Below are 21242 nucleotides of genomic sequence, written 5' to 3' on the forward strand. Positions count from 1 at the left end.
ATGGTCTGCTAACGAATTTCACGTGCCGCGTCATCACGTTCATCGCGACGTGCTAGACTACTGCCCCCGCATGATCGACGCCGATCCGGACGTGATCGCGATGATCGTGGCGACAGCCTGCAATCGAGCGTCTCGAACCGGTGATGCTCGTCGAGACTGGAGTTCTTCATGGCAGAACCTGCCCTGTCCATTCGTGGCCTGACCAAGGTCTACGACAATGGCTTTCATGCATTGAAGGGGATTGATCTGGAAGTGCCCCAGGGCGACTTCTTTGCCCTGCTGGGCCCCAACGGTGCGGGCAAGTCGACGACCCTGGGCGTGGTCAGCTCGCTGGTACGCAAGACGGCCGGTGAGGTAAAGATTCACGGCATCGATATCGATCGGGATTTCTCCCGGGCCAAGTATCAGCTGGGCGTGGTTCCCCAGGAGTTCAATTTCAACCAGTTCGAGAAGGTCGAGGATATCGTTTTGACCCAGGCCGGCTACTACGGCCTGTCGATGCGCGAGTGCCGGGACCGCTGCCGGCAGCTGCTCGAGGATCTCGGGCTGTGGGAGAAGCGCCATGCCACTGCCCGCATGCTCTCCGGCGGCATGAAGCGTCGCCTGATGATCGCCCGGGCGCTGATTCACCGACCGCGGCTGCTGATCCTGGACGAGCCGACCGCTGGCGTGGATATCGAGCTGCGGCGCAGCATGTGGTCCTACATGCGGCGCATCAACGCCGAAGAGGGCACCTCGATCATCCTGACCACGCACTATCTCGAGGAAGCCGAGAACCTCTGTCGCAACATCGCCATCATCAATCACGGCGAGATTGTCGAGAACACCTCCATGCGTGACCTGCTGACCCAGCTGACCCGGGAAACCTTCCTGCTCGACCTGGCCCGGCCGATCGAGGCCACCCCCAGTCTTGCCGGCTTCGAGGTAGAGCAGGTCGATGCTTCCCAGCTGATGCTGTCGATCGAGAAGGGGCAGCGACTCAATGATGCCTTCCATCAGCTGGGGGAGCAGGGCGTGGATGTGGTGTCCATGCGCAACCGCGCCAACCGTCTGGAGGAGTTGTTCGTGAGTCTGGTAGAGCAGAGCAGCGGCTCGGCGCCGCAGGGCGGGGAGATCCGGTCATGAGCATGCGCCAGCTGGCCATCGCCCTGTGGACGATCATCGTGCGCGAGATCCGCCGCTTCATGCGTATCTGGCCGCAGACCCTGCTGCCGCCATCGATCACCATGACGATGTATTTCATCATTTTCGGCAATCTGATCGGCTCGCGGGTCGGGCAGATGGATGGGGTCGATTACATGAGCTACATCGTCCCCGGACTGATCATGATGTCGGTCATTACCAACAGCTACTCCAACGTGGCGTCTTCCTTTTTCGGCAACAAGTTTCAGCGCAGTGTCGAGGAACTGATCATCTCGCCGATGCCCAACTGGCTGATCCTGTCGGGCTATGTCGTGGGCGGGGCTGCCCGTGGCCTGTGCGTGGGCATCATCGTGACCATCGTGTCGCTGCTGTTCACCGATCTGCACATGGTGCATCCGCTGCTGACGGCCGTGGTGGTGATCATGACCGCGCTGCTGTTTTCGGTCGGCGGTTTCATCAATGCGCTGCTGGCCAACAAGTTCGATGACATCTCGATCGTGCCGATCTTCGTGCTGACGCCGCTGACCTATCTGGGCGGGGTGTTCTACTCGATTCATACGCTGCCCGATTTCTGGCAGGGGGTTTCGCTGATCAATCCGATCCTGTATATGGTCAATACGTTCCGATACGGTATCCTGGGCATTTCCGATATCGATGTCGGCTGGGCGGTTTCGGCCATTGCGGCATTCATTGTGGTGTTCTTCGTCGTCGGGCTGAAACTTCTGGAGCGAGGCAAGGGGCTGCGGAGCTGACCACATGAGTGACGAACTCCTCGACGGTGCCCCGCTGGGGCAGGCATCAGCCTATCCGGATCACTATGATGCGGCGCTGCTGTATGCCATCGACCGCGCCACCACACGCGAAGCGCTGGACATCGACGAGGATGAGCTGCCCTTCGAGGGCGAGGACGAGTGGCAGGCGTTCGAGCTCTCCTGGCTTGAGCCGCGCGGCAAGCCGGTGGTGGCGATTGCCCGCTTCCGGGTGCCGGCGGAGTCGCCGCGGCTGATCGAGTCGAAATCCTGGAAGCTCTATCTCAACAGCTTCAATCAGCAGCGCTTTGCCTCGTCGGTCGAGGTGCGCCGCACTCTCAAGCGGGATCTTACCGAAGCCACCGGCGCCGAGGTGGAGGTCACCCTGTTCGGGGTCGATGACGCGGCCCTGGCGCCGGCCCGGCTGCCCGGCAGATGCCTCGACGAGCTGGATATCGAGATCGATACCTTCACGCCGGAGCCATCCTTTCTGATTACCGGTGACGAGGTGGTCGAGGAGACGCTGCACTCGCATCTGCTCAAGTCCAACTGCCCGGTCACGGGGCAGCCCGACTGGGGGAGTGTGCTGATCCGCTATCGGGGCCCGGTACTCGATCACCATGGCCTGCTGGCCTACATTGTTTCCTTTCGCAACCATCAGGATTTTCACGAGCACTGCGTGGAGCGGATGTTTACCGATATCATGCGCGAGGCCAACCCCGAGCGACTGCTGGTGATGGCGCGCTATGTCCGTCGTGGCGGGCTGGATATCAATCCGTGGCGGGCCACGCCCGGCGAGCAGCCCCCGGAGACGCTGCGCCTGACGCGCCAGTAATACCGGATGGTTGCAATCCGGGCCAGCTCATGACAGACTGTGCGCCGTTTCGAGGGGGCGCCCCTTGAAACCACAATGCGGAGAGGTGTCCGAGTGGTCGAAGGAGCACGCCTGGAAAGTGTGTAAGTCGAAAGGCTTCGAGGGTTCGAATCCCTCCCTCTCCGCCACCGAATTGCAGAAAACCGGCCTCATGGCCGGTTTTTTAATGCCCGAATCTTTCATGTCCGAATACACGCCAGCGGAAGAAGCAGATTCGCTTCGGAACGTCCTGGCGTTGTTCAGGGGCCAACAGGACGGGCTCGTCATTCCCCCCCGTTGCGCGGCGACCTGTAACGACCGGCTTCAATAGTCGGTTTTTTTCATTTCAGTGCCTGCTTCCATCCCTTGTCTGCTCCGGGCAAACTACCGACGAGCTGGAAGGGGCGGTGCGCTTCCCGCCAGACATGCGTGGCTGTGCAAGGGATACACATGGCAGCCATGTCCTTTCTCGGTCAGCGTCATGAGGTGTCTCGAGTCGTGTGGAAGGGCAGGGGGTTACGGCGATCGTATGGTGTTCCGGCAAAGGGTATTCGAGATAAGGGTATCCGACATGTTGCGATCGGCTTGTTGGCACTGGGCATGCTGATGATGGCGCCACTGGCGTCTGCCCATCCGCATGGCTGGGTGGATTATACGGTGCGTGTGCTGTTCGACGACCAGGGTCGAATGACGGCACTGGAGCAACACTGGAAGATGGATCCCTTCTATAGCCTGACACTGACCGAAGAGCTCGCCCGGGTAAAGGATGGGGGGTCCATGCAGCAGCGGCTGGATACGCTGGGCCATGAGATCGTGACCAATTTGGCAAGAGAACACTATCTCACGCACGTATATCGGGGAGAGAAGGAGCTCGAGCTCGGCTAGGTAACGGATTACACCACCATGATGAGCGATCAACGGGTGGAATTCTTTTTCATTCTGCCGCTGGCCAGACCGCAAGCGCCTGCCGGGAACTCCCTGCGCTGGCAGATCTACGACGATACTTACTTCATCGAGTTTCTCTACGATGACAAGACTGAATCGCCACTGACCCTGGTAGACGCACCGAAGGGATGCAGCACATCGGTTCAGCACGCCGATCCTGATCCGAAGAAGGTGGCTGCGGCTTCCGCCATCGATATGACCGGAAACGCCCCTGCCGGTCTTGGTCGCTATTTTGCCGATACCGGAGTGCTTGAATGTCGCGTCCCGTAAGGCTGGTATCCGTTCTGATGGTGGTGCTGATCCTGATCGGACTGGCTTTATCGCCGACAGGTGAGGCGTTTTTCACGCATCTGCTGCTCGTGCTGCTGGATTGGCAGCGTTACCTGCAGCGTGGGCTGACCATGGCTCTGACGCGATTTTCGGGTGAGGCATCACTGTCGCATGCTCTCTGGCTGCTGGGGTTAAGTCTGGGCTATGGCATCTTCCACGCCGTGGGACCGGGCCATGGCAAGGCCGTGATTTCAACTTATCTGTTGACCCATCGTGCAGCACTGGGTCGTGGTCTGCGACTCACGGCAGCGGCAGCCCTGATGCAGGGTGTGGTTGCGGTTGCCCTGGTCGGGAGTCTGACGCTGGGGCTCGGAATGCTGACCCGGGAAAGCATGGCGAGTAGTGCAATCATCGAACGCATCAGCTTTGCCCTGGTGGTGGCGCTGGGGGGGGTGGCTGACGCTGCGCGCCGGCCGTCGACTGTGGCAACTGCGCCGGTGTGAGGCAGCATCCGCAGCCGGGGCACCGATGTCTTCGGCGCCGCTCGGCACGATGCATGCCCTTGTGCCGGTGGATGGCCGCTTCGGTACTGCGCCGACACACCCGCATGGCGGCTGCGGCTGTGGTCGAGCGCATCATGTCGATCCTGAAAGGATAAGCGGTGGCTGGCGCGAAAGTCTTGGCGCTGTTCTGGCCATCGGCCTGCTGCAGTGGTGCCATCATGCTGCTCGGCGTTTCTGCCATGCTGGGGCAGTGGTGGCTTGGCGTGGGGGAAGTGCTGGCCATGTCGGTCGGCACTGCACTGACGACCTCCTGTCTGGCTGCGCTGACAGTGCTGATGCGAGAACGAATGCAGCGTATTGCCGGGCGCTCTACACCCGGCTGGCAGTCGCTACTGACTCATGGGCTGGCGCTGTGTGGTGGCTTGCTGATCATGGCGCTGGGACTGGCACTGATAGCCCTTGCCGGGACAGCAGCACCGCCGCCCATGATGCATGGGCCTCTGTAGTGGTCAGATGTCGGGCCAAAGCTCCGTGACGCCATTGGGGATTGCTATTCGCCGCCATGAAGGCGTCGTCCGGCGACAAATGTCTGCCGCGGTTGCAGGTTTTCATCCAGCAGGGTGATATCGGCATCGAAGCCGACGGCCAGGCGCCCCTTGCAGTGATGTAGCCCGAGCACCCGCGCGACATTGCCGGAGATCAGCTCCAGCGCGCTCTCCAGTGGCAGTACACGCTCGTGCACAAGACGCTGCCAGTCGCTGATCAGGGCGGTGTTACGTGCCACCCGCATACCGCTATAGTTCCCCTGCTGATCGAACTCGGGCAGGCTGCCGTTGCAATCGGAACTCAGGGTGATGCGCTCGACGGGTACGCCCCGTTCGAGCAGGCGTACTACCGCAGCGAAGGCAGAGAGCCCCTCGCCGGGTTCGTCGAAGGCGGTAACGTCGATGGCGGCTTCATGGGCGAGGGCGTAGTCCGCGGCTTGCTCGAGCAGGGTCGGATTTCGATTTACATGAGTGGGAATGATCTGCTCGGCAGGGATCTCGGTGTCGCTCAGCAGTCGCCGCAGTGGCGCCAGGCCGCGTCTGCCATCACCCAGATGGAAATGACAGATGCCGCGCTTGCCGGCCAGCATGGCGCCGATGCGCGCTTCGCTGACCAGTCGTGCGAGCTCGTCCGGGCGGGGCTGGCTCGAGCGATGATCGGAAATGGCAATTTCGCCCAGCCCGAGCACTTCGGGAATCCAGGCCAGGTCGCGCTGAATGTCGCCGGTCAGGGTCGGGGGGGGCACGCGATAGGCGCCGGTATACATGTAGGCGGCAATGCCGGCCTCTCGCAGCCCGCGGACCGCGGCCAGCAGATCCGCCGGCGTGCGGCTGATACTGTCAGTGCCCAGCACGCCCACCACGGTGCCGATGCCCATGGCGGTAATCTCGCCGGCCGTGATGGGCGGGCAGCGACTGCCACAGCCCCCTTCACCGCCGCCGCCCGTGACATGGACATGCTGATCAATGAAGGCCGGTACCGCGATCAGTTCGCGCGCCTCGACCCGCCGGACGGGCCAGCTCCGTGGTATGTCGAGGTTCTGACCCAGGGCGGCAATGCGTCCATCCGCCACCAGAATCTCGCTGGCCTCGAGCGTTTCCGGCGCCTGGATGCACCCGACCTGTAGTAATGTCAGCAGGGAACGGTGCTCATCATGGCCTGTCATGGCCGGGTACCTGCCGGATCCTCCGACGGGGGGGCGTTAAACCGGCGCCCCCGGAGGCGTTCGATGGCACTGTCGATATCATCGATCAGCAGGACCAGCAGGTCACCCTCGCCGCCTGCCTCGAAGGCCCGGTCAACGGCATCGTTCTCATCCATGACCACCTCGATGCGACAACTGCCCGCGACCGAGCGGGCGCCATCAAGCAGCAGGGCAACGGTTTCGCCCGTGGGCCGCCCTCGGGCGTCGGTTTCGTAAAGGAAGACGACATCGTGCATGCGGGCCAGCTGCGCGCCCAGTTCGAAGAGGTCCTCGTCGCGGCGGTTGCCGGGCGCGCTGGCCACGCCGATGCGCCGCCGGGCCGGGATGCGGTCGATGAGCTCACCCAGTGCCAGGAGTGCCGGGACGTTGTGGCCATAATCGATCAGCACCTTCATGCCGTCGGCGTCGACCAGATTGGTCCGCCCGGGGTTCTGGCCCGGGGTCGGATGGAAGGTCTGCAGGCCCATCTGGATATCGGCAATGCTCAGGCCCAGCGCATGGGCGGCTGCACTGGCCGCCAGGGCGTTGGCAACGTTGAAGCGGGCATGGCCTTCGAAGGCCAGGGGGACGTTCATGACCGGGATGATCTCCGCTTCAACCCGCCCCTGACGCATCACTATGCGCTCCTCATGCACGGTAAAGGCCACGCCGTGCCGTTCGACATGCTCCCGGACCGGCGCCGATGCCGGATCGAGGGTAAAGAAGATGACTTCCCCGCGTGACCACTCCCGGCTGGCCAGTACCCGCGGATCATCGGCGTTGAGCACGGCGCTGCCCCCTTCGCGCACGGCATCGACCACCACGCTCTTGCAGCGTGCCAGTTCATCCAGGGTATGAATGTCATGTTCGTTGAGATGATCGCTGGCGATGTTGAGCATGACACCGACGTCACACTCGTCGAAGCCGAGCCCGCGGCGCATGATGCCGCCCCGGGCGACCTCGAGCACGGCGCACTCGACCGTGGGTTCACGCAGCACGATGGTGGCCGCCTGCGGACCGCTGTAATCGCCGCGCATGATCACGTGATTGTCGATCTCGATGGCGCCGGTGCAGGCCATGCCGACATTGCGGCCGGCCTGGCGCAGCAGATGTGCAAGCAGGCGCACCGTGGTGGTCTTGCCGTTGGTACCGGTGACCGCGACGATCGGGATGCGGGCGTTGTCCTCGCTGTCGGGAAACAGCATCTCGATCACGTGATGGCCGACATTGCGTCCCTCGCCGTGTGTGGGGGAGAGGTGCATGCGAAAGCCGGGACCGGCGTTGACCTCGACCACGGCGGCGGATTGCTCTTCCAGCGGACGGGTCAGGGTTTCGGCCAGCAGGTCGATGCCGATGATATCGAGGCCGATCAGGCGGGCGATGCGTTCCGCCGCGTAACGCACCTCGGGGTGGACATCATCGGTGACGTCCGTGGCCGTGCCACCGGTGCTCAGGTTGGCAGTGGATTTCAGAAAGACCGGCGTGTTCTCGGCGATGATGCTCTGCAGGGTCAGGCCCTGCTGGTCGAGCAGGCGCCGGGACTGTTCATCGAAGTGGATCTGCGTGAGCAGGTTCTCATGGCCGATGCCGCGCCGTGGATCCCGGTTTTCCCGCTCCAGCAATGCTTGCAGGGTGGTGTGGCCATCGCCGATGACATGAGCCGGCCGTCGTCGGGCGGCAGCTACCAGCTTGCCGTCGATGACCAGCAGACGATGATCCTCGCCCCGGATGTACTGCTCGACAATGATCGATTCATGCTGACGGGTGGCAATGGCGAAGGCGTCGCGCAGGGCGGCTTCATCGCGGATATCCGTGCTGACACCGCGGCCGTGGTTGCCGACCAGCGGCTTGAGTGCGACCGGATAACCGATTCGGACTGCTGCTTCCAGCGCTGATTCCAGCGAGTCACAGACCTGACCGTGAGGTACCGGGATACCGGCGTCGCCGAGGATCTGTTTGGTCCACTCCTTGTCATCGGCAATGCTGTAGCCGAGCAGATCGGTGCGGCCCGTGACCGTTGCCTGAATGCGCTGCTGACGGTAGCCGTGACCCAGCTGAATGTAGCTGGTGTTCTCGCTCAGCCGCTGCCAGGGAATATTGCGCGCCCGGGCGGCGTCGACGATCGAGGCCGTGGAGGGGCCGAGCATGTGCTCTTCGCGTATGGCCTTGAGGCGAGCAATGATGGCCGGCAGGTCGATATCACCACCGTTGAACAGCCGGTCGACAAGCTCGACGGCCTCCTCTCCGGCGGCCAGTCCACAGGCCTCGTCGCGATAGCGGTAGACCACGTTGTAGATGCCGGGGTCATAGGAGTCCACCGTCTTGCCATAGCCGACCGAGAAGCCGATCAGGTTCTGCAGTTCGATGGCGACGTGCTCGACGACATGTCCGGCCCAGGTGCCGCGGCCGAGCCGTTCCAGAAACCCACCCGGTTGCCCTACCGAACAACGATGCTCCTGTAGGGTCGGCAACAGCTCGGTAATCCGTTCGACAATACCCGGCACGCTGTCGCTGGGCCGGTGTTCGAGCTCCCCGATATCCAGCCGCATGAAGATGGCCGGATAACGGCTGTAATAGTTCGGCCCGCGCAGGGCCCGATGGGCGAGAATGTTCATGGAGCCTCCGCCAGACAGGTGGCGAGTGCGTCGGCGTCGAGATAGCGTCGGGCATCGATATCGAAGCCATGACCGCTGACCAGCGCATGCAGGATCATGTGCTCGATGGATACCGCTTCTCCCATCGACAGCTCGGCGATGTTGGTGTGAGCCAGTTCCCGGCTGTCGATGAGTACGACATGGCCCGGTCCGATGGCTTCGAGTACCCGATTCGGATGAATGATGACCCCGGCATCCTCGCCGATCCCGACCCCCAGCTGCTCCGGATTGGAAGCACCCACTTCCATCAGGCGGGTAAAGCGCCCCCGGGCGAGAAAGTGACTGTCGATGACGAGTCCCGCCACGAGACCGAGGCCGAAGGTCATGTTGACGCCCCCCTTGCGCAGGGCGTCCGTCGCGCATCCGTTGTAGATCATGGTGCCGGGCATGGCCGCCGCGCCGGCACTGGTGCCGGCCACTACCGCGCCGGTCGCAAGACGCGTGCGCACAGCCTCCAGCACGGGCGAGCCGCCCAGTATGCTGGTCAGACGCAGCTGATCGCCGCCGGTAAAGAAGATGACGCCGCTCTGCCGGATCAGCGTCACGTTTCGGGCGTCGGCCGCCTGCTCACGGCTCTGTATGGCCAGGGCGTGCACCCGGGAAGCACCCAGCCGGCCAAAGGCCGTGGCATAGATCGGCAGTATCTGTTCGGGGATGCCGCTGGCGGTTGCAATGACCGCCACTTCGCGGCTGTCGGGCTGACTCAGGCTGAACACCTGTTTCAGGATTTCGAGATCGGAGGTCCTGTCCTCGGCGCCGCCGATGGCCACGAGCGGCCCGGCAGCGGTGGGGGATTGAGGCGCCATGCTCCTGTCGTTGCCAAGCAACGCTTTCGGGGGGAACACGGTGCCTGTTCCCGCGGTGAAGGCTCGAGCCATCCGAAGCCATTGGCAAAACATCCTGAACTACTTATAACAGCCGGCTCACCTCCTGGCCAGGCACCGTGCGCAGGAGGCGCCAGCAACTGGTCAGCGACTGACGGGATGCCGGAATCGTTGCCTGTCCACCGAGTGCCGGATGATCCACTGTCGGGTCCGGTTCACCAGCTGTTCCTGGAACAGCACGCTGCCCGCCACGACCACGAACAGGAAGACGGGATAGAGCCACAGGCTGCGATGGGTGTCGCTGGCCAGCGGAATCAGCATTGACCAGGAGGCCTCGCTGGTCACTATCTCGATGGCGCTCATCAGCAGCTTTTCGGCACGCGAGGCGATCAGGTTGAGCGGAATGTGCAGGGCGAAGATCGACAGTGATGCCACTCCGAGACGCTGTCCGAGCTTCGCCAGGCGTGACTCCGGATCGGGTTGATAGAGGGCGCACAGGAGTACCAGCACCAGCTGGGAGGGTAGCAGCAGGCCATTGTGGAAGAGATAGTACCAGGGGCCGCGTACCGACAGGTGTGCCCAGGCAGCGAGCGAGAAACTGCCGGCAATCAGCAGTAGCGCTGCCGGCAGCCACCCGGAGCGCATCCACGCCTGCAGGGTGGTGCGATGCAGCACCCAGAGGCGATGCAGGGTCATGCCGGCAAGGAACTCCGGCAGCCTGATCAGCGGATTGCGATGAAGCAGTCCGTGGCCGATCACCGAATTGCTGAAGCCGAAGAACACGATCAGTGCCGGAATCAGGTAGACCCCCAGCAGGGCGGCCAGCAGCAGGGTCGGCCGTCGGTTGCGGCCGATCAGCGGTGCGGCAAAGGGGAAGACCAGGTAGAAGAACATCAGCGCCGAGAGTGACCAGCTCGGGGAGTTGAACGCCGTATAGATCGGATTCCAGGCATGGGTCAGGGTCAGATGCAGTCCCAGATTGGTCAGCATGCCCGACGCGCCCAGCGGGCGCTCGGCATGATCCAGTTCATCCGGACCCCAGACATTGGTGTTGGGGGCCACCATGATGTCTCCCGTGCTGGCCGAATTGGACATCATCAGCGGCAGGGCAATCAGCAGGGCAAAGATGTGAATCGGGTAGAGCGAGGCAAAGCGCTTGATCCAGAAGACCCCCTTGCCGGTGCCCAGACGGGCTGCCCCGTCATTGTCCGGCCTGCGCAGATAGACATGGGTAAGCAGGAATCCCGACAGGACAAAGAAGGTGCTGGTCGAGAAGAAGCCGATGCTGAGCAGACTGTGCAGCACCGGTAGCTCCCGGATCGGGGGATAGGCATCCTTCAGGGTATGAAAGAGCACCAGATACATGGCCAGTGCAAAACGCAGCCAGTCCAGTGCCACGAATTTCTCACGCATCATGCGGTACATGCCTCCGGGGCACGGGGGTTACAGAGGAAAGGATCTGTTGATCGACGTCATGATGAACAGCCTAACGGGCGGCTGCCCGCATCTGCAGACGAAACTGTGCCGCAGCGTCCTTCGCCCTGCTGATCTTAAGACGCAGCCAGGCAGTAATCCGGCCGCCTTCGGTGTTCTCAATCTGCGCCAACCGGGTAGGGCGTGATACGAACGTTTTTGTTAAACTTTCCGAACATTTTGTCCCAATTCATCCAGGGGGCCCTCGCTCGGGCAAGGAGTAGTCAGTGAAACTGGGAATCGTCGGTCTCGGCCGCATGGGTGGCAACATTGCGCGCCGGCTCATGGATGCCGATCATGAATGTGTCGTTTTCGATGCCAACCCGGATGCCGTCAGGGCGGTTGCGGCCGATGGCGCCGAAGGGTGTGATTCGCTCGAAGCACTGGTCGAGCGGCTGCCCGCGCCTCGTGCCATCTGGCTGATGCTGCCGGCCGGCGAGATCACCGAAGGCACCATCGATCGCCTGACCAGCCTGCTGGCGCAGGGCGACACCGTGATCGAAGGGGGCAATGCCTACTTCAAGGATGACGTGCGCCGTGCCCGTACGCTGCGCGAGTCGGGGCTGCACTATGTGGATGTCGGTGTTTCCGGCGGTGTCTGGGGTCGCGAGCGCGGCTACTGCCTGATGATCGGGGGTGAGCAGTCGGTGGTGGATGGTCTTGATCCCATCTTCCATACCCTGGCGCCGGGGCGCGGCAACATCGACGAGACGCCGGGGCGTGAAAACTTCGATCAGCGTGCCGAAATCGGCTATCTGCACTGCGGACCGGTGGGTTCCGGTCACTTCGTCAAGATGGTCCACAACGGCATCGAATACGGCATGATGCAGGCCTATGCCGAGGGCTTCGATATCCTGCGCAATCGCGACAAGGAAGAGCTGCCCGCGGATGAGCGTTACGATCTCAATCTTGCCGATATCGCCGAGGTGTGGCGTCGTGGCAGCGTCATCTCCTCCTGGCTGCTGGATCTCACTTCCATTGCCCTGACCGAGGATCACGAGCTTTCCGAGTTTTCCGGACAGGTCAACGATTCCGGTGAAGGCCGCTGGACGATCGAGGCGGCCATCGAGGAAGCGGTGCCGGTCAATGTGCTCTCCAGTGCCCTCTATACCCGATTCCGCTCGCGAACCGACAACACCTACGGCGAGAAGCTGCTGTCGGCCATGCGCAAGCAGTTCGGCGGTCACGCCGAGTCCTCGGCGGACGACTGAAGTCCGTCAGACGCCTGCAGCCGCGGGCGTCAGTGTATCGAGCAGGCCGTGCCTCCGGGGCGCGGCCTGTATCGTTTCAGGGCGGGTTACCCGCCATGATCCAGCAGGCAGCAACGCATGAAACAGTGGGATGTGGTGGTCATTGGTGCCGGGGCAGCCGGCATGATGTGCGCGCTGACGGCCGGTTATCGCGGCCACCGGGTGCTGCTGATCGAGCAGGGCAGACGGGTCGGGCGCAAGATCCTGATGTCGGGTGGCGGGCGCTGCAACTTCACCAACCTCGATACCGGACCGGACAATTTCTTCTCGGCCAATCCGCATTTCTGCATCTCGGCGCTCAAGCGCTATACCCCCCGGGACTTTATCGAGCTTGTCGAGCGGCACGGCATCGAACCGGTGGAGAAGGCGCCTGGCCAGCTGTTCTGTGCCGACTCCAGCCAGCCCATCGTGGACATGCTGCTGACCGAGTGTGAATGGGCAGGGGTAACGCTGGCCACCCGCACCCGGGTGGAGCGGATCGAGCGTGAGGGCTCGGGGATGCAGCTCGACACTTCCATGGGGCGGTTGTCGGCCGGGCGCGTGATAGTGGCGACCGGCGGGCTGTCGATTCCCTCGATGGCCACCGATTTCGGCCACCGGATCGCACGTCAGTTCGGCTTGCCGGTGACCCCGCTGCGCCCGGCGCTGGTGCCCTTTACTCTGGGAGCACCGTGGAAGGAGCGCATGGCGGAGCTTTCGGGTGTGGCTACACCGGTGGAGGTGCACTGCCGCGATGGCCGCTATCGCGAGCCGGCGCTTTTGACCCATCGCGGCATTTCCGGCCCGGCCATGCTGCAGATCTCCTCGCACTGGCAGCCGGGTGATGAGCTGCGGATCAACTGGCTGCCGGAGGAGGATGTCGAGGCGGCCCTGCATCAGGCACGCCGTCAGACGCCGCGACGGCAGCCGGATGCCTGGCTGGCGGAACGCTTGCCGCGCCGGCTGGCCCGGGCCATGAGTGACTGGCTGGCACTATCCGGTAGCCTGGCCAACTACAGCAATGCCGATCTGGCCGGTGTGGCCGAGGCGCTGCAACGATTTCGACTGACGCCGTCCGGCACCGAAGGCTGGCGTACCGCCGAGGTCACCATGGGAGGCGTTGATACCGACGTGATCTCCTCGAAGACCTTCGAGGTGCACGAGCTGCCGGCGCTCTGCTTCATCGGGGAGGTGCTGGACGTGACCGGCCAGCTGGGGGGATACAACTTCCAGTGGGCTTGGGCCTCGGGAGTGGCGTGCGGTCAGGCGCTCTGACCGGGCCTTGCGGGAAATGACGGCAGGCAGACGGCCGGGCAGGGCCCGGCCGCTATTTCAATGCCGCAGGGCAGCGCGCAGGCGCCGGCCAATGGCATAGGCCATGGTGCCACGGCGAATCCAGCGTCGCAGACCGCCGGTCGGCCGTCTGGTCTTGCTGCCGCGTGCCACCATGGTGCCGAAGCCCAGCGCGATCAGCCCGCGATAGCGCATGACCTGGCTCCATGCCCGATCGATCGGTGCCGTCGCCTCGCGCCAGTCGCGTACCGCAGTGGCAAGATCGAGCCGATCCTGCACGACCTGCTCCTCGAGCTGTCGGCGGCGGGCGGCCAGGTCACGAAGCATCTTGATTGCGCTCCAGATATTGTCGGTCTTCGGTGAACCGATTCATGGTCGAACGCAGCAGATTGGGCTCGCGCGCGATATTGCGTACGCGCAGGGCAATCACCCCACCGGTGATCAGCAGTACGGCGGACGCAATACCGATGGCCAGCAGCCGATGGTCTTCCCAGAAGGCCACGATGACCAGCAGCATCAGCATGCCGACACCGAAGCCGATCAGCAGCAGGGCAAGACCGGCCAGCAGCAGCATCGAGAACAGCCGCGCCCGCTCCTCTTCCAGCTCCACCACGGCCAGCCGGAGCCGCGTTTCGCCGGCCGTGATGACACTGGTAAAGAGCTGGCGGCCGGCACCGATGACCTTTTCCGCCGGGCCGCTGGTACCTTCCTGACGAGCCATCAGCGACGTCCGATCAGCAATCCGGCCACCATGCCAACGGCAGCACTGATCCCGAGACTCTGCCAGGGATTCTCGCGAACATAGTGTTCACAGCAATCCACCGTATCCATGGTCTGGGTGCGTACCCGTTCACCCCGTTCGCTCAGACGTGCCCGCGTTTCGCGCAGACGCTCCTCGGCCCGGGCCCGCAGTCGGGAGACATTTTCCCGGGAATCATCCGCGGTGGCATTCATCAGTTCTTCCACGGTCTGCGACAGTTGACGCAGGTCCTCGCGCAGCTGTTCCTTGCTGACATCACGTGCGTTGCGCTCGACGGGCTGCATGGCCATGGTAGACATCCTCCCTTGATATTAGTGGCAGACTCATCATAGCAGTCGACGGGCTGCCTTCAACGCCGCGATCTACCACCTTGGCCTGATCTTCAGCAGGACCGGCCGCACCATGACCGGCAGTGGCGGCTCAGAGCGTGTCCGGAATCCCGGCCAGCGAGGTGTTCAGACTGAAACCGAGGCTGAGCCGACGGTTGTAGTGATCATAGTCGATCAGGCTCTCGCCGTAGCCCTCGTAGAACTGCACGAAACCGCGGATCTTGCCGAAAAGCGGAAAGGAGTAATCGAGCTGATTGCCGAAGTTGCCCTGCACGGGGTTGCCCCGGATCAGCCAGGTGAATTCCTGGTCGTTGCGGGAATAGCTCAGGGTGAAATCGGCATATCCCATGTACTTTTCGATATCGGGATTGTCATCGTTGCTGTCGGATTCGGGAATGCGCCAGAACGGCATCGCTTCCAGCCCCCAGGGCCCCTGTTGAAAGATCGAAGCCAGGTAGATCCGGTTCCAGCTGCGTGACAGGGGATCGGAACGACCGTTGGACTGATGCATCAGGCCGATGCGATTGGCCGAATTGGTCCAGTCGAAAAACTGCTGATCATTGTCGAAGCTGAGAAAGACCTCGGGCTGATAGTTGGTTTCCCGAAAGGGCGAGGAGGCATCGGAGTTGTAGGCCTGCCACCATGATCGCTGGGTGTAGGCGAAGTACAGGTCACCGTTGTCATCGAAGATGTTGTCGGCGATCCCGACCTTGAGGCTGAGCTGGAACTTGACCTCGGCACGATCGACCCTGCCCCCCGGGTCGATCTCGTTGAAGGTCTGGCTGTCCGGCCGGGAATTGTAGGCCCAGGGCATCAGATAGTTGCGATGGTAGACGGTAATCGCCAGCGGATTGCGTGTGGCCCGCTGCTCGAGTTCCGCCTTGCGGGCCCGGTCCGCCTCGACCGAGGTTGCGGCTCCACTCTCGGCAGCGGCCGACGCTCCCCGGGCGCTGTCCTCCGCCTGCGCTGTATCGACAGCGGTGAGGCAGGGCAATAGTGACAGGGCAGTCGCGGTCACCAGGGGCAGCGAAGCACGAGAGAGGGTGAAGACCATGAGTACACGCATTCCACATCAACGTTGGACGCGCAGCTTATCATGAGCATGGCGGTTTGACAGATGCGCAATCTGAAGAGGCTGGCGGCGTGTTTCGAACTGCCCCACGCCACCCTGCAGGTCGAGGGACGAACCTGCATGACCGGGGCCGACTGCAGGAAGCGCGCTTCGTTACATCGGCATGAAGCGTGACGGTAGCCATGGTTACCATGGGACGCTGGATTGCCCGCTGCGATCAGGGACGATCGCGATCATCACGAATCACCAGGGAGCGTTATCGTGTCACGTCCGACGGAACCCCGTCATCCCAGTCTCTATACCAAACGTGTCTGGATTGCAGCACTCGTCGCCGCCTCGACCCTCCTGCTGCTGACCCTGCTGTTCCTGGGGCGTGAAATCCTGCTGCTGATCTTTGCCGGTCTACTGATGGCGCTGCTGATCTCGCTGCCGACGGACTGGCTGTTGCGCCATACCTTCCTGTCGCGACGCTGGTCGCTGGTGGTGGTGATCGGCGGACTGATCATGCTGCTGGGGGCCTTCATGGCGAATTTTGCCACCAATGCCCTGCAGCAGTTTCATCAGATGTCCCAGGTACTGCCGCAGTCGGTGTCGCACCTCGAGCAGCAGCTGCGTGGCTGGCCGTTCGGCGATCGGCTGGTCAGCCATCTCGAGCAGAACGGTTCTGCCGGCGACGTGTTCAGCAGCTGGCTGACCCGGGTGGAAACCCTGCTTTCCTCGACCTTCGGTGCCCTGATCAACACGGTAGTCGTGATCTTCATCGGACTCTATGTGGCGATCGAGCCGGATACCTACCGCAACGGTCTGCTGTCGCTGGTACCCCCGCAGCGCCGGCAGGGTTCGCGGGTGCTGATGAAGGAGGTCCGCAGCAAGCTGAGCTGGTGGCTGATCGGTCAGCTGGTTTCCATGGCGGTGGTAGGCCTGCTGACCGGTATCGGCCTCTGGCTGCTCGGCATCCCGCTGGCGCTCTCCCTGGGATTGCTGGCGGCGCTGATGGAGTTTATTCCCAACTTCGGTCCGCTGCTGGCGGCCGGCGCGGCCCTGCTGGTGGCCTTTTCGCAGGATCCGCAGGCACTCTGGCATGTGGCGCTGCTCTATACCGGCATCCAGTTCGTGGAGAGCTATCTGCTGACGCCCTGGGTGCAGCGCGAAGCGGTGGCCATCCCGCCCGGGCTGCTGATTGCGGTGCAGGTCGCGCTGGGGCTGATGGCCGGTATCCTGGGCCTGCTGGTGGCCGCGCCGCTGACGGCGCTGTGCATGGTGCTCATCCAGCGCCTCTATGTGGAGGGCTGGCTGGGGGAGGGCACCATTCCCTCGAGCCCGGAAGTTTCCTCGCAGGCTCAGGAGAGCGAGTGATCGAGGCGGGTGGCGTACAGCAGGAATTCGCGATTGCCGTCTCCCCCCGTGATCGGACTCTCCTGCCAGTGGTGGAGGGTGAAACCGTTATGCCGGCAGGCCTGTTCCAGCCGGCTGCGCACCACCTTGTAGTCGCCGGCATCGCGGACCAGACCGCCACTGCCGATCCGCTCCGGAGAGAGCTCGAACTGCGGCTTGACCAGCGACAGCAGCGCACCACCGGGAGGCAGCAGCCGGGCGAGCTCCGGCAGGATCAGGGTCTGCGAGATGAACGAGACATCCATGACCGCGGCGGTCGCGCCGGCCGGCATCAGTGCGTGCAGCCTGTCATCGGGCAGGGCACGGGCGTTGACGCCCTCCAGGCATTCGACCCGGGGATCACTGCGCAGCCGGCTGTCGAGCTGGTCGTGGCCGACCTCGATGCCGATCACCCGGGTGGCGCCGGCCTGCAGGGCGCAGTCGGTAAAGCCCCCGGTGGACTGGCCGACATCGAGCACGATCGCGTCCGCCAGCGAGACGCCGGTGGCCTTCAGCAGCGCTTCGAGCTTGAGACCGGCCCGTGAGACATAGCGCTCCTCGGGATCCGGCTCGATCAGAAAACGGCTGGTATCGGGCAGTTGCTCGCTGGCACGCAGGACGGGGTGCAGGCCGTCTTCGGTGACGATGAACACGCGCCTGCCGCGAATCAGGCGCTGGGCGCGCGTGCGGGAGCGCACCAGTTGCTGAGTGACCAGTAGCCGATCGGCTCGTGTCATGGTGCCGTGGAGTCCTCGGAAGTGGTGGGATCGGAGCCGCTGTCCGTTCGGGAGTCAGCATCGAAGGCCTGCTGCCACCGTGCCAGCAGACTGCGCCGCTTGAGCGGATCGACCAGTGCCAGCAGCCCCGGCCCGGGGCGGATGAAGCGGGTAATGCCAGCGGTCGTGTGCATGTCGCCGGTGGTGGCGACTGCCGGATGCAGCGCGCCCAGCGGGGTCTGCCGGGCGATCAGCTGCTGCCCCTTGCGACCGGTCAGAAACTGCAGCAGGAGACGGGCGTTACCGGGGTGTGGCGCCCCGGTTGGAATCAGTGCCAGGCGCTGCATGACCAGCGCATAGTCGGCGGGGCGCTGTACCTTCAGCTCGGAATGCCGGCGAGCCGCCCGGCTGGCGTAGGAGCCGATCAGATTGTAGCCGATCAGGTAGCGGCCCGAGATCAGACCTTCGAGCATGTCGCTGGTGCTGTCGGTGAGGCTGGTGTGCGCCTCGCCCAGCGCGGCGACCAGTGACCAGATCTGCGGTGACTGGCGGGCATCCTCCGCCAGGTAGGTAAAGCCGGTATCGCTGCGTGCCGGATCGTAGGTGACCACCCGTCCCTGCAGGGCATCGCGATGCTGCCTGAGCTGGCGGAGCAGGGCGGTATGGCTGCGGGGGATACCGAAACGACGGGCATATTCGCGTCGATAGACGATGACCAGTGGCTCGGCGGTCAGACCGACCAGTTCGTTGCGCCAGCGCGAAGCGTCCGGCCAGTCGGTGGGCAGGGTCTGAGCGCCGAGCGACATGGCGTTGCCGTTGTTGGCGTGCAGATACTGCCAGGGCATCGCCGAGGAGAGAACGAGATCGGGCTGGAAATCCTGCAGCGATTTGTCCGGCACCCGGTTGGGCCGCCCCGATACGTCGATATAGCGGATGGTCATGGTCGGGTGGCGGCGATGGAAGGCGCTCAGCAGCGTCTGCATGATGTCCGGATCGAGCACACCCTGGACGACCAGCGACGGTCCGTCGGCATGACCGGCCAGGGTCAGGGCCGGCTCGACGGCAGGCTGGCGCGGGCTGTCGACTGCCTGCGCTCCACCTGCCAGCAACAGCAACAGCAACAGCAACAACAGCCACGAATGCATTCCCGGAAGCTTCATCATGACGCCGTCTCCCGTGACTCGGCTGCCGCCCCCAGCCGCATTGTGGCACTGAGCCCGGGGGGCGGCTCGCTGTCATGCAATTCGAGCTGTCCGTCATGGGCTTCGCAGATGCCCGCCACGATCGCCAGTCCCAGCCCGGAGCCGCTGTGTCGGGCGCCATGAAAGGGCTTCAGTACCTCATGACGCTGTTCGCTCGGGATGCCCGGCCCATCGTCCTCGACCGTCAGTCGTGACGGTTGTGCGGTGACCCGTACGGTGACCCGATGGCGGGCGTGATGCATGGCGTTATCGATCAGATTGGCCAGTGCTTCCTCGAGCTGCCAGCGGCTGCCGTGCACCGTCACGGGAGCATCGCACGCTTCGACACCGAGGTCGATTTCGCTCCCCGGGTAACGATCGAGGGCCTGACGCACGCTCGCCCGGGCGAGCGCTCGGAGCTCGATGGCCTCCCGCTCGGTCGGAGCGTCGGGTGACTGCAGGCGACTCATCGAAAGCAGCTGGCCGGCCAGCCGGGCTGCATTCGTGGCACTGCGCTGCATCGCCACGAGGGCACTGTGCCACTGCTCGGGCTCCCGGCTGCGCAGGGCCAGCTCGGCGCGGGAGGAGAGTCCGGCCAGCGGGGTGCGCAACTGATGGGAAGCATCCCCGATGAAGCGCTGCTGATGGGCCTTGAGGCGGCGCTGGCGAGCCAGCAGATCGTTGAGCGCGCCGACCAGCTCGCGCAGTTCACGGGGGACCGGCAGCGCGATCGGGGAGAGATCGTCGGGGTTACGCTGACGCAGTGCCTGACGCAGTCGCCGCAGGGGGGCCAGCGCCATGCCGACGGCCCCCGTGACCAGGGCCAGCATCAGCAGCGCCATGCCGCCCAGCCGCAGCATGCTGCCCTGCAGCAGTTGGCCGGCCAGGGCGTTGCGCGCCTCCATGGTATGCGCCACCCGGATCGAGAAACGGTCGTGGCGCTGCCAGCCGGCCAGACGTGCCTGGCGGGCGCCCAGGCGCAGGATCATGCCGTGCCACTGCACGGTGGTGGCATGAAAGCGATCATCACGATCGCCGGGCAGCGAAGCTGAAGTGTCGGCAGGCAGTGGGGGCAGCTCGACATTGCCGCTGATGGGCTCGCCGTCGGCATCCACCAGGGTGTAGAACACGCGTTCGTCGCCACCGGGGGCCAGCATCTCCAGCGCCGAGGCCGGCACATCGAATCGGAGCTGGCCTGCCTGCCAGCTGACCTGTTCGACGAGCACTCGCGAGGCCGCATCCAGCAGCCGGTCATAGGCGCGGTTGGCGCCCTGGTGAGCGCTGTGGTTCGCCTGCAGCAGCAGCAGGGCACCCAGCAGGGTCATGGCCAGTGCCATCAGCCCCAGCAGACGCCGGTAGAGGCTGGTGGTCGTGGCGACGGCCAGGGTCACGCCTGCTCCAGACGATATCCCAGCCCGCGCACGGTACGCAGCGAGAGATTACTGTCGGCCAGCCGGCGACGCAGGCGATGGATATAGACCTCAAGGGCATTGTCGGCCAGCGTTTCATCACTGCCGAAGGCTTCCTCGATCAGGCGCGCACGCTCGACGATCTCGCCCCCATGGCGCAACAGGCAGGCGAGCAGTCTCAGTTCGCGCGGTGGCAGGGCGAGCGGCTGCTCGTGGACAAAGACCCGTTGGGTACGGGGATCGAAGCGCAGCGCCCCCATGGTCAGTGCTTCACTGTCGCTGCTGCGCTGCCGACGACGCAGCAGGGCGCGCACTCTGGCCTCGAACTCCTCCAGCGAGAAGGGCTTGGTGAGATAGTCATCGGCGCCCAGGTCAAGACCGCGTACCCGATCCTCGATCGAGGCGCGCGCCGTCAGGATCAGTACCGGTGTATGGCGGTCATGGCGCCGCAGTGCTTCCAGTGCCTCGAGGCCGCTGCCACCCGGCAGGTTGAGATCGAGGATCACCAGCGCCGCGTCGATGTCGGCAGCAAGGCGCTGACGGGCCGTATCGCCCCGGACCAGCAGTTCGACATCATGATCCTGCTGGCGCAACAGGGTCTGCAGGGTATCGGCCAGCAGTTCGTCGTCCTCGATCAGCACAAGCGCCATGTGATGTGTTTCCTTTGCACTTCATGTTCGATCGGCGGATAGCGTGTGTCGACATGTTATCGCGCCCGGGCTGTGCGCTACACTGC

20 protein-coding genes, 1 tRNA gene and 1 pseudogene are annotated in these 21242 nt (G+C 63.8%); 10 read left to right on the forward strand and 12 right to left on the reverse strand.

Going from position 1 to position 21242, the window contains the following annotated elements; all coding sequences use genetic code 11:
• The first annotated feature begins 168 nt into the window (after positions 1–168).
• The 7 genes and pseudogenes from C7446_RS14625 to C7446_RS16715 all read left to right on the forward strand — a co-directional run bounded on the left by C7446_RS14625 (position 169) and on the right by C7446_RS16715 (position 4969).
• Complete coding sequence (locus C7446_RS14625; protein WP_121173862.1) at positions 169–1125, forward strand: ABC transporter ATP-binding protein; 957 nt, start codon at positions 169–171, stop codon at positions 1123–1125.
• A complete protein-coding gene (locus tag C7446_RS14630) occupies positions 1122–1895 on the forward strand; it encodes an ABC transporter permease (protein ID WP_121173863.1) in 774 nt (257 codons plus the stop codon). Before C7446_RS14625 ends, C7446_RS14630 begins: the two co-directional genes overlap by 4 nt.
• Positions 1896–1899: 4 nt before the next feature.
• Positions 1900–2727, forward strand: a complete 828-nt coding sequence (gene queF / locus C7446_RS14635) for an NADPH-dependent 7-cyano-7-deazaguanine reductase QueF (RefSeq protein WP_121173864.1) — start codon at positions 1900–1902, stop codon at positions 2725–2727.
• A 79-nt stretch (positions 2728–2806) separates the two neighbouring features.
• Positions 2807–2894: transfer RNA gene (locus C7446_RS14640), tRNA-Ser, on the forward strand.
• A gap of 460 nt (positions 2895–3354) precedes the next feature.
• A pseudogene (locus tag C7446_RS14645) lies at positions 3355–3960 on the forward strand (DUF1007 family protein).
• Entirely contained in the window at positions 3945–4463 is a 519-nt protein-coding gene (locus C7446_RS16710; protein WP_245977866.1) for a nickel/cobalt transporter, read from the forward strand. The pseudogene C7446_RS14645 and the gene C7446_RS16710 overlap by 16 nt, the downstream one beginning before the upstream one ends.
• A gap of 176 nt (positions 4464–4639) precedes the next feature.
• Complete coding sequence (locus C7446_RS16715) at positions 4640–4969, forward strand: hypothetical protein (protein ID WP_245977867.1); 330 nt, start codon at positions 4640–4642, stop codon at positions 4967–4969.
• 44 nt (positions 4970–5013) lie between these two features.
• Here the strand turns inward: C7446_RS16715 and iadA are convergent, their stop codons facing one another.
• The 4 genes from iadA to C7446_RS14670 all read right to left on the reverse strand — a co-directional run bounded on the left by iadA (position 5014) and on the right by C7446_RS14670 (position 11086).
• Positions 5014–6174: a beta-aspartyl-peptidase gene (iadA, locus tag C7446_RS14655; protein WP_121173865.1), complete on the reverse strand. Its 1161-nt coding sequence runs from the start codon at positions 6172–6174 to the stop codon at positions 5014–5016.
• On the reverse strand, positions 6171–8807 hold the full coding sequence (cphA, locus tag C7446_RS14660; RefSeq protein ID WP_121173866.1) for a cyanophycin synthetase: 2637 nt from the start codon (positions 8805–8807) through the stop codon (positions 6171–6173). Before cphA ends, iadA begins: the two co-directional genes overlap by 4 nt.
• Positions 8804–9652, reverse strand: coding sequence for a cyanophycinase (locus tag C7446_RS14665; protein WP_121173867.1), 849 nt, complete (start codon positions 9650–9652; stop codon positions 8804–8806). The genes cphA and C7446_RS14665 overlap by 4 nt, the downstream gene beginning before the upstream one ends.
• A 162-nt stretch (positions 9653–9814) precedes the next feature.
• Positions 9815–11086, reverse strand: coding sequence for an acyltransferase family protein (locus C7446_RS14670; protein WP_170150104.1), 1272 nt, complete (start codon positions 11084–11086; stop codon positions 9815–9817).
• Positions 11087–11370: 284 nt separating this feature from the next.
• Here C7446_RS14670 and gnd point away from each other — a divergent pair, with 284 nt between their 5' ends.
• A complete protein-coding gene (gene gnd, locus C7446_RS14675) occupies positions 11371–12354 on the forward strand; it encodes a phosphogluconate dehydrogenase (NAD(+)-dependent, decarboxylating) (RefSeq protein WP_121173869.1) in 984 nt (327 codons plus the stop codon).
• 117 nt (positions 12355–12471) lie between these two features.
• On the forward strand, positions 12472–13647 hold the full coding sequence (locus C7446_RS14680) for a BaiN/RdsA family NAD(P)/FAD-dependent oxidoreductase (RefSeq protein ID WP_121173870.1): 1176 nt from the start codon (positions 12472–12474) through the stop codon (positions 13645–13647).
• A 57-nt stretch (positions 13648–13704) separates the two neighbouring features.
• Here C7446_RS14680 and C7446_RS14685 read toward each other — a convergent pair whose 3' ends face one another.
• The 4 genes from C7446_RS14685 to C7446_RS14700 all read right to left on the reverse strand — a co-directional run bounded on the left by C7446_RS14685 (position 13705) and on the right by C7446_RS14700 (position 15820).
• The gene (locus tag C7446_RS14685; protein WP_121173871.1) at positions 13705–13992 is read right to left on the reverse strand and encodes a YqjK family protein; all 288 of its coding nucleotides are present in this window, start codon (positions 13990–13992) and stop codon (positions 13705–13707) included.
• Entirely contained in the window at positions 13982–14386 is a 405-nt protein-coding gene (locus C7446_RS14690; protein WP_121173872.1) for a phage holin family protein, read from the reverse strand. The genes C7446_RS14685 and C7446_RS14690 overlap by 11 nt, the downstream gene beginning before the upstream one ends.
• Entirely contained in the window at positions 14386–14715 is a 330-nt protein-coding gene (locus C7446_RS14695) for an ElaB/YgaM/YqjD family protein (protein ID WP_121173873.1), read from the reverse strand. Before C7446_RS14695 ends, C7446_RS14690 begins: the two co-directional genes overlap by 1 nt.
• 130 nt (positions 14716–14845) lie before the next feature.
• The gene (locus C7446_RS14700; RefSeq protein WP_121173874.1) at positions 14846–15820 is read right to left on the reverse strand and encodes a phospholipase A; all 975 of its coding nucleotides are present in this window, start codon (positions 15818–15820) and stop codon (positions 14846–14848) included.
• Between the two features lie 267 nt (positions 15821–16087).
• Here C7446_RS14700 and C7446_RS14705 point away from each other — a divergent pair, with 267 nt between their 5' ends.
• On the forward strand, positions 16088–17182 hold the full coding sequence (locus tag C7446_RS14705; RefSeq protein ID WP_170150105.1) for an AI-2E family transporter: 1095 nt from the start codon (positions 16088–16090) through the stop codon (positions 17180–17182).
• Here the strand turns inward: C7446_RS14705 and C7446_RS14710 are convergent.
• Genes C7446_RS14710 through C7446_RS14725 form a run of 4 tightly spaced genes read right to left on the reverse strand, consistent with a single transcriptional unit; the run spans position 17167 to position 21156 of the window.
• On the reverse strand, positions 17167–17937 hold the full coding sequence (locus C7446_RS14710) for a TlyA family RNA methyltransferase (RefSeq protein ID WP_121173876.1): 771 nt from the start codon (positions 17935–17937) through the stop codon (positions 17167–17169). The two genes, C7446_RS14705 and C7446_RS14710, sit on opposite strands and share 16 nt — an antisense overlap.
• Complete coding sequence (locus C7446_RS14715; RefSeq protein ID WP_121173877.1) at positions 17934–19079, reverse strand: ABC transporter substrate-binding protein; 1146 nt, start codon at positions 19077–19079, stop codon at positions 17934–17936. The genes C7446_RS14710 and C7446_RS14715 overlap by 4 nt, the downstream gene beginning before the upstream one ends.
• A complete protein-coding gene (locus C7446_RS14720; protein WP_245977868.1) occupies positions 19076–20488 on the reverse strand; it encodes a sensor histidine kinase in 1413 nt (470 codons plus the stop codon). Before C7446_RS14720 ends, C7446_RS14715 begins: the two co-directional genes overlap by 4 nt.
• Positions 20485–21156: a response regulator transcription factor gene (locus C7446_RS14725; RefSeq protein ID WP_121173878.1), complete on the reverse strand. Its 672-nt coding sequence runs from the start codon at positions 21154–21156 to the stop codon at positions 20485–20487. Before C7446_RS14725 ends, C7446_RS14720 begins: the two co-directional genes overlap by 4 nt.
• Between the last annotated feature and the right edge of the window lie 86 nt (positions 21157–21242).

It is taken from the genome of Kushneria sinocarnis (genome assembly GCF_003633775.1).
Taxonomy (GTDB): domain Bacteria; phylum Pseudomonadota; class Gammaproteobacteria; order Pseudomonadales; family Halomonadaceae; genus Kushneria; species Kushneria sinocarnis.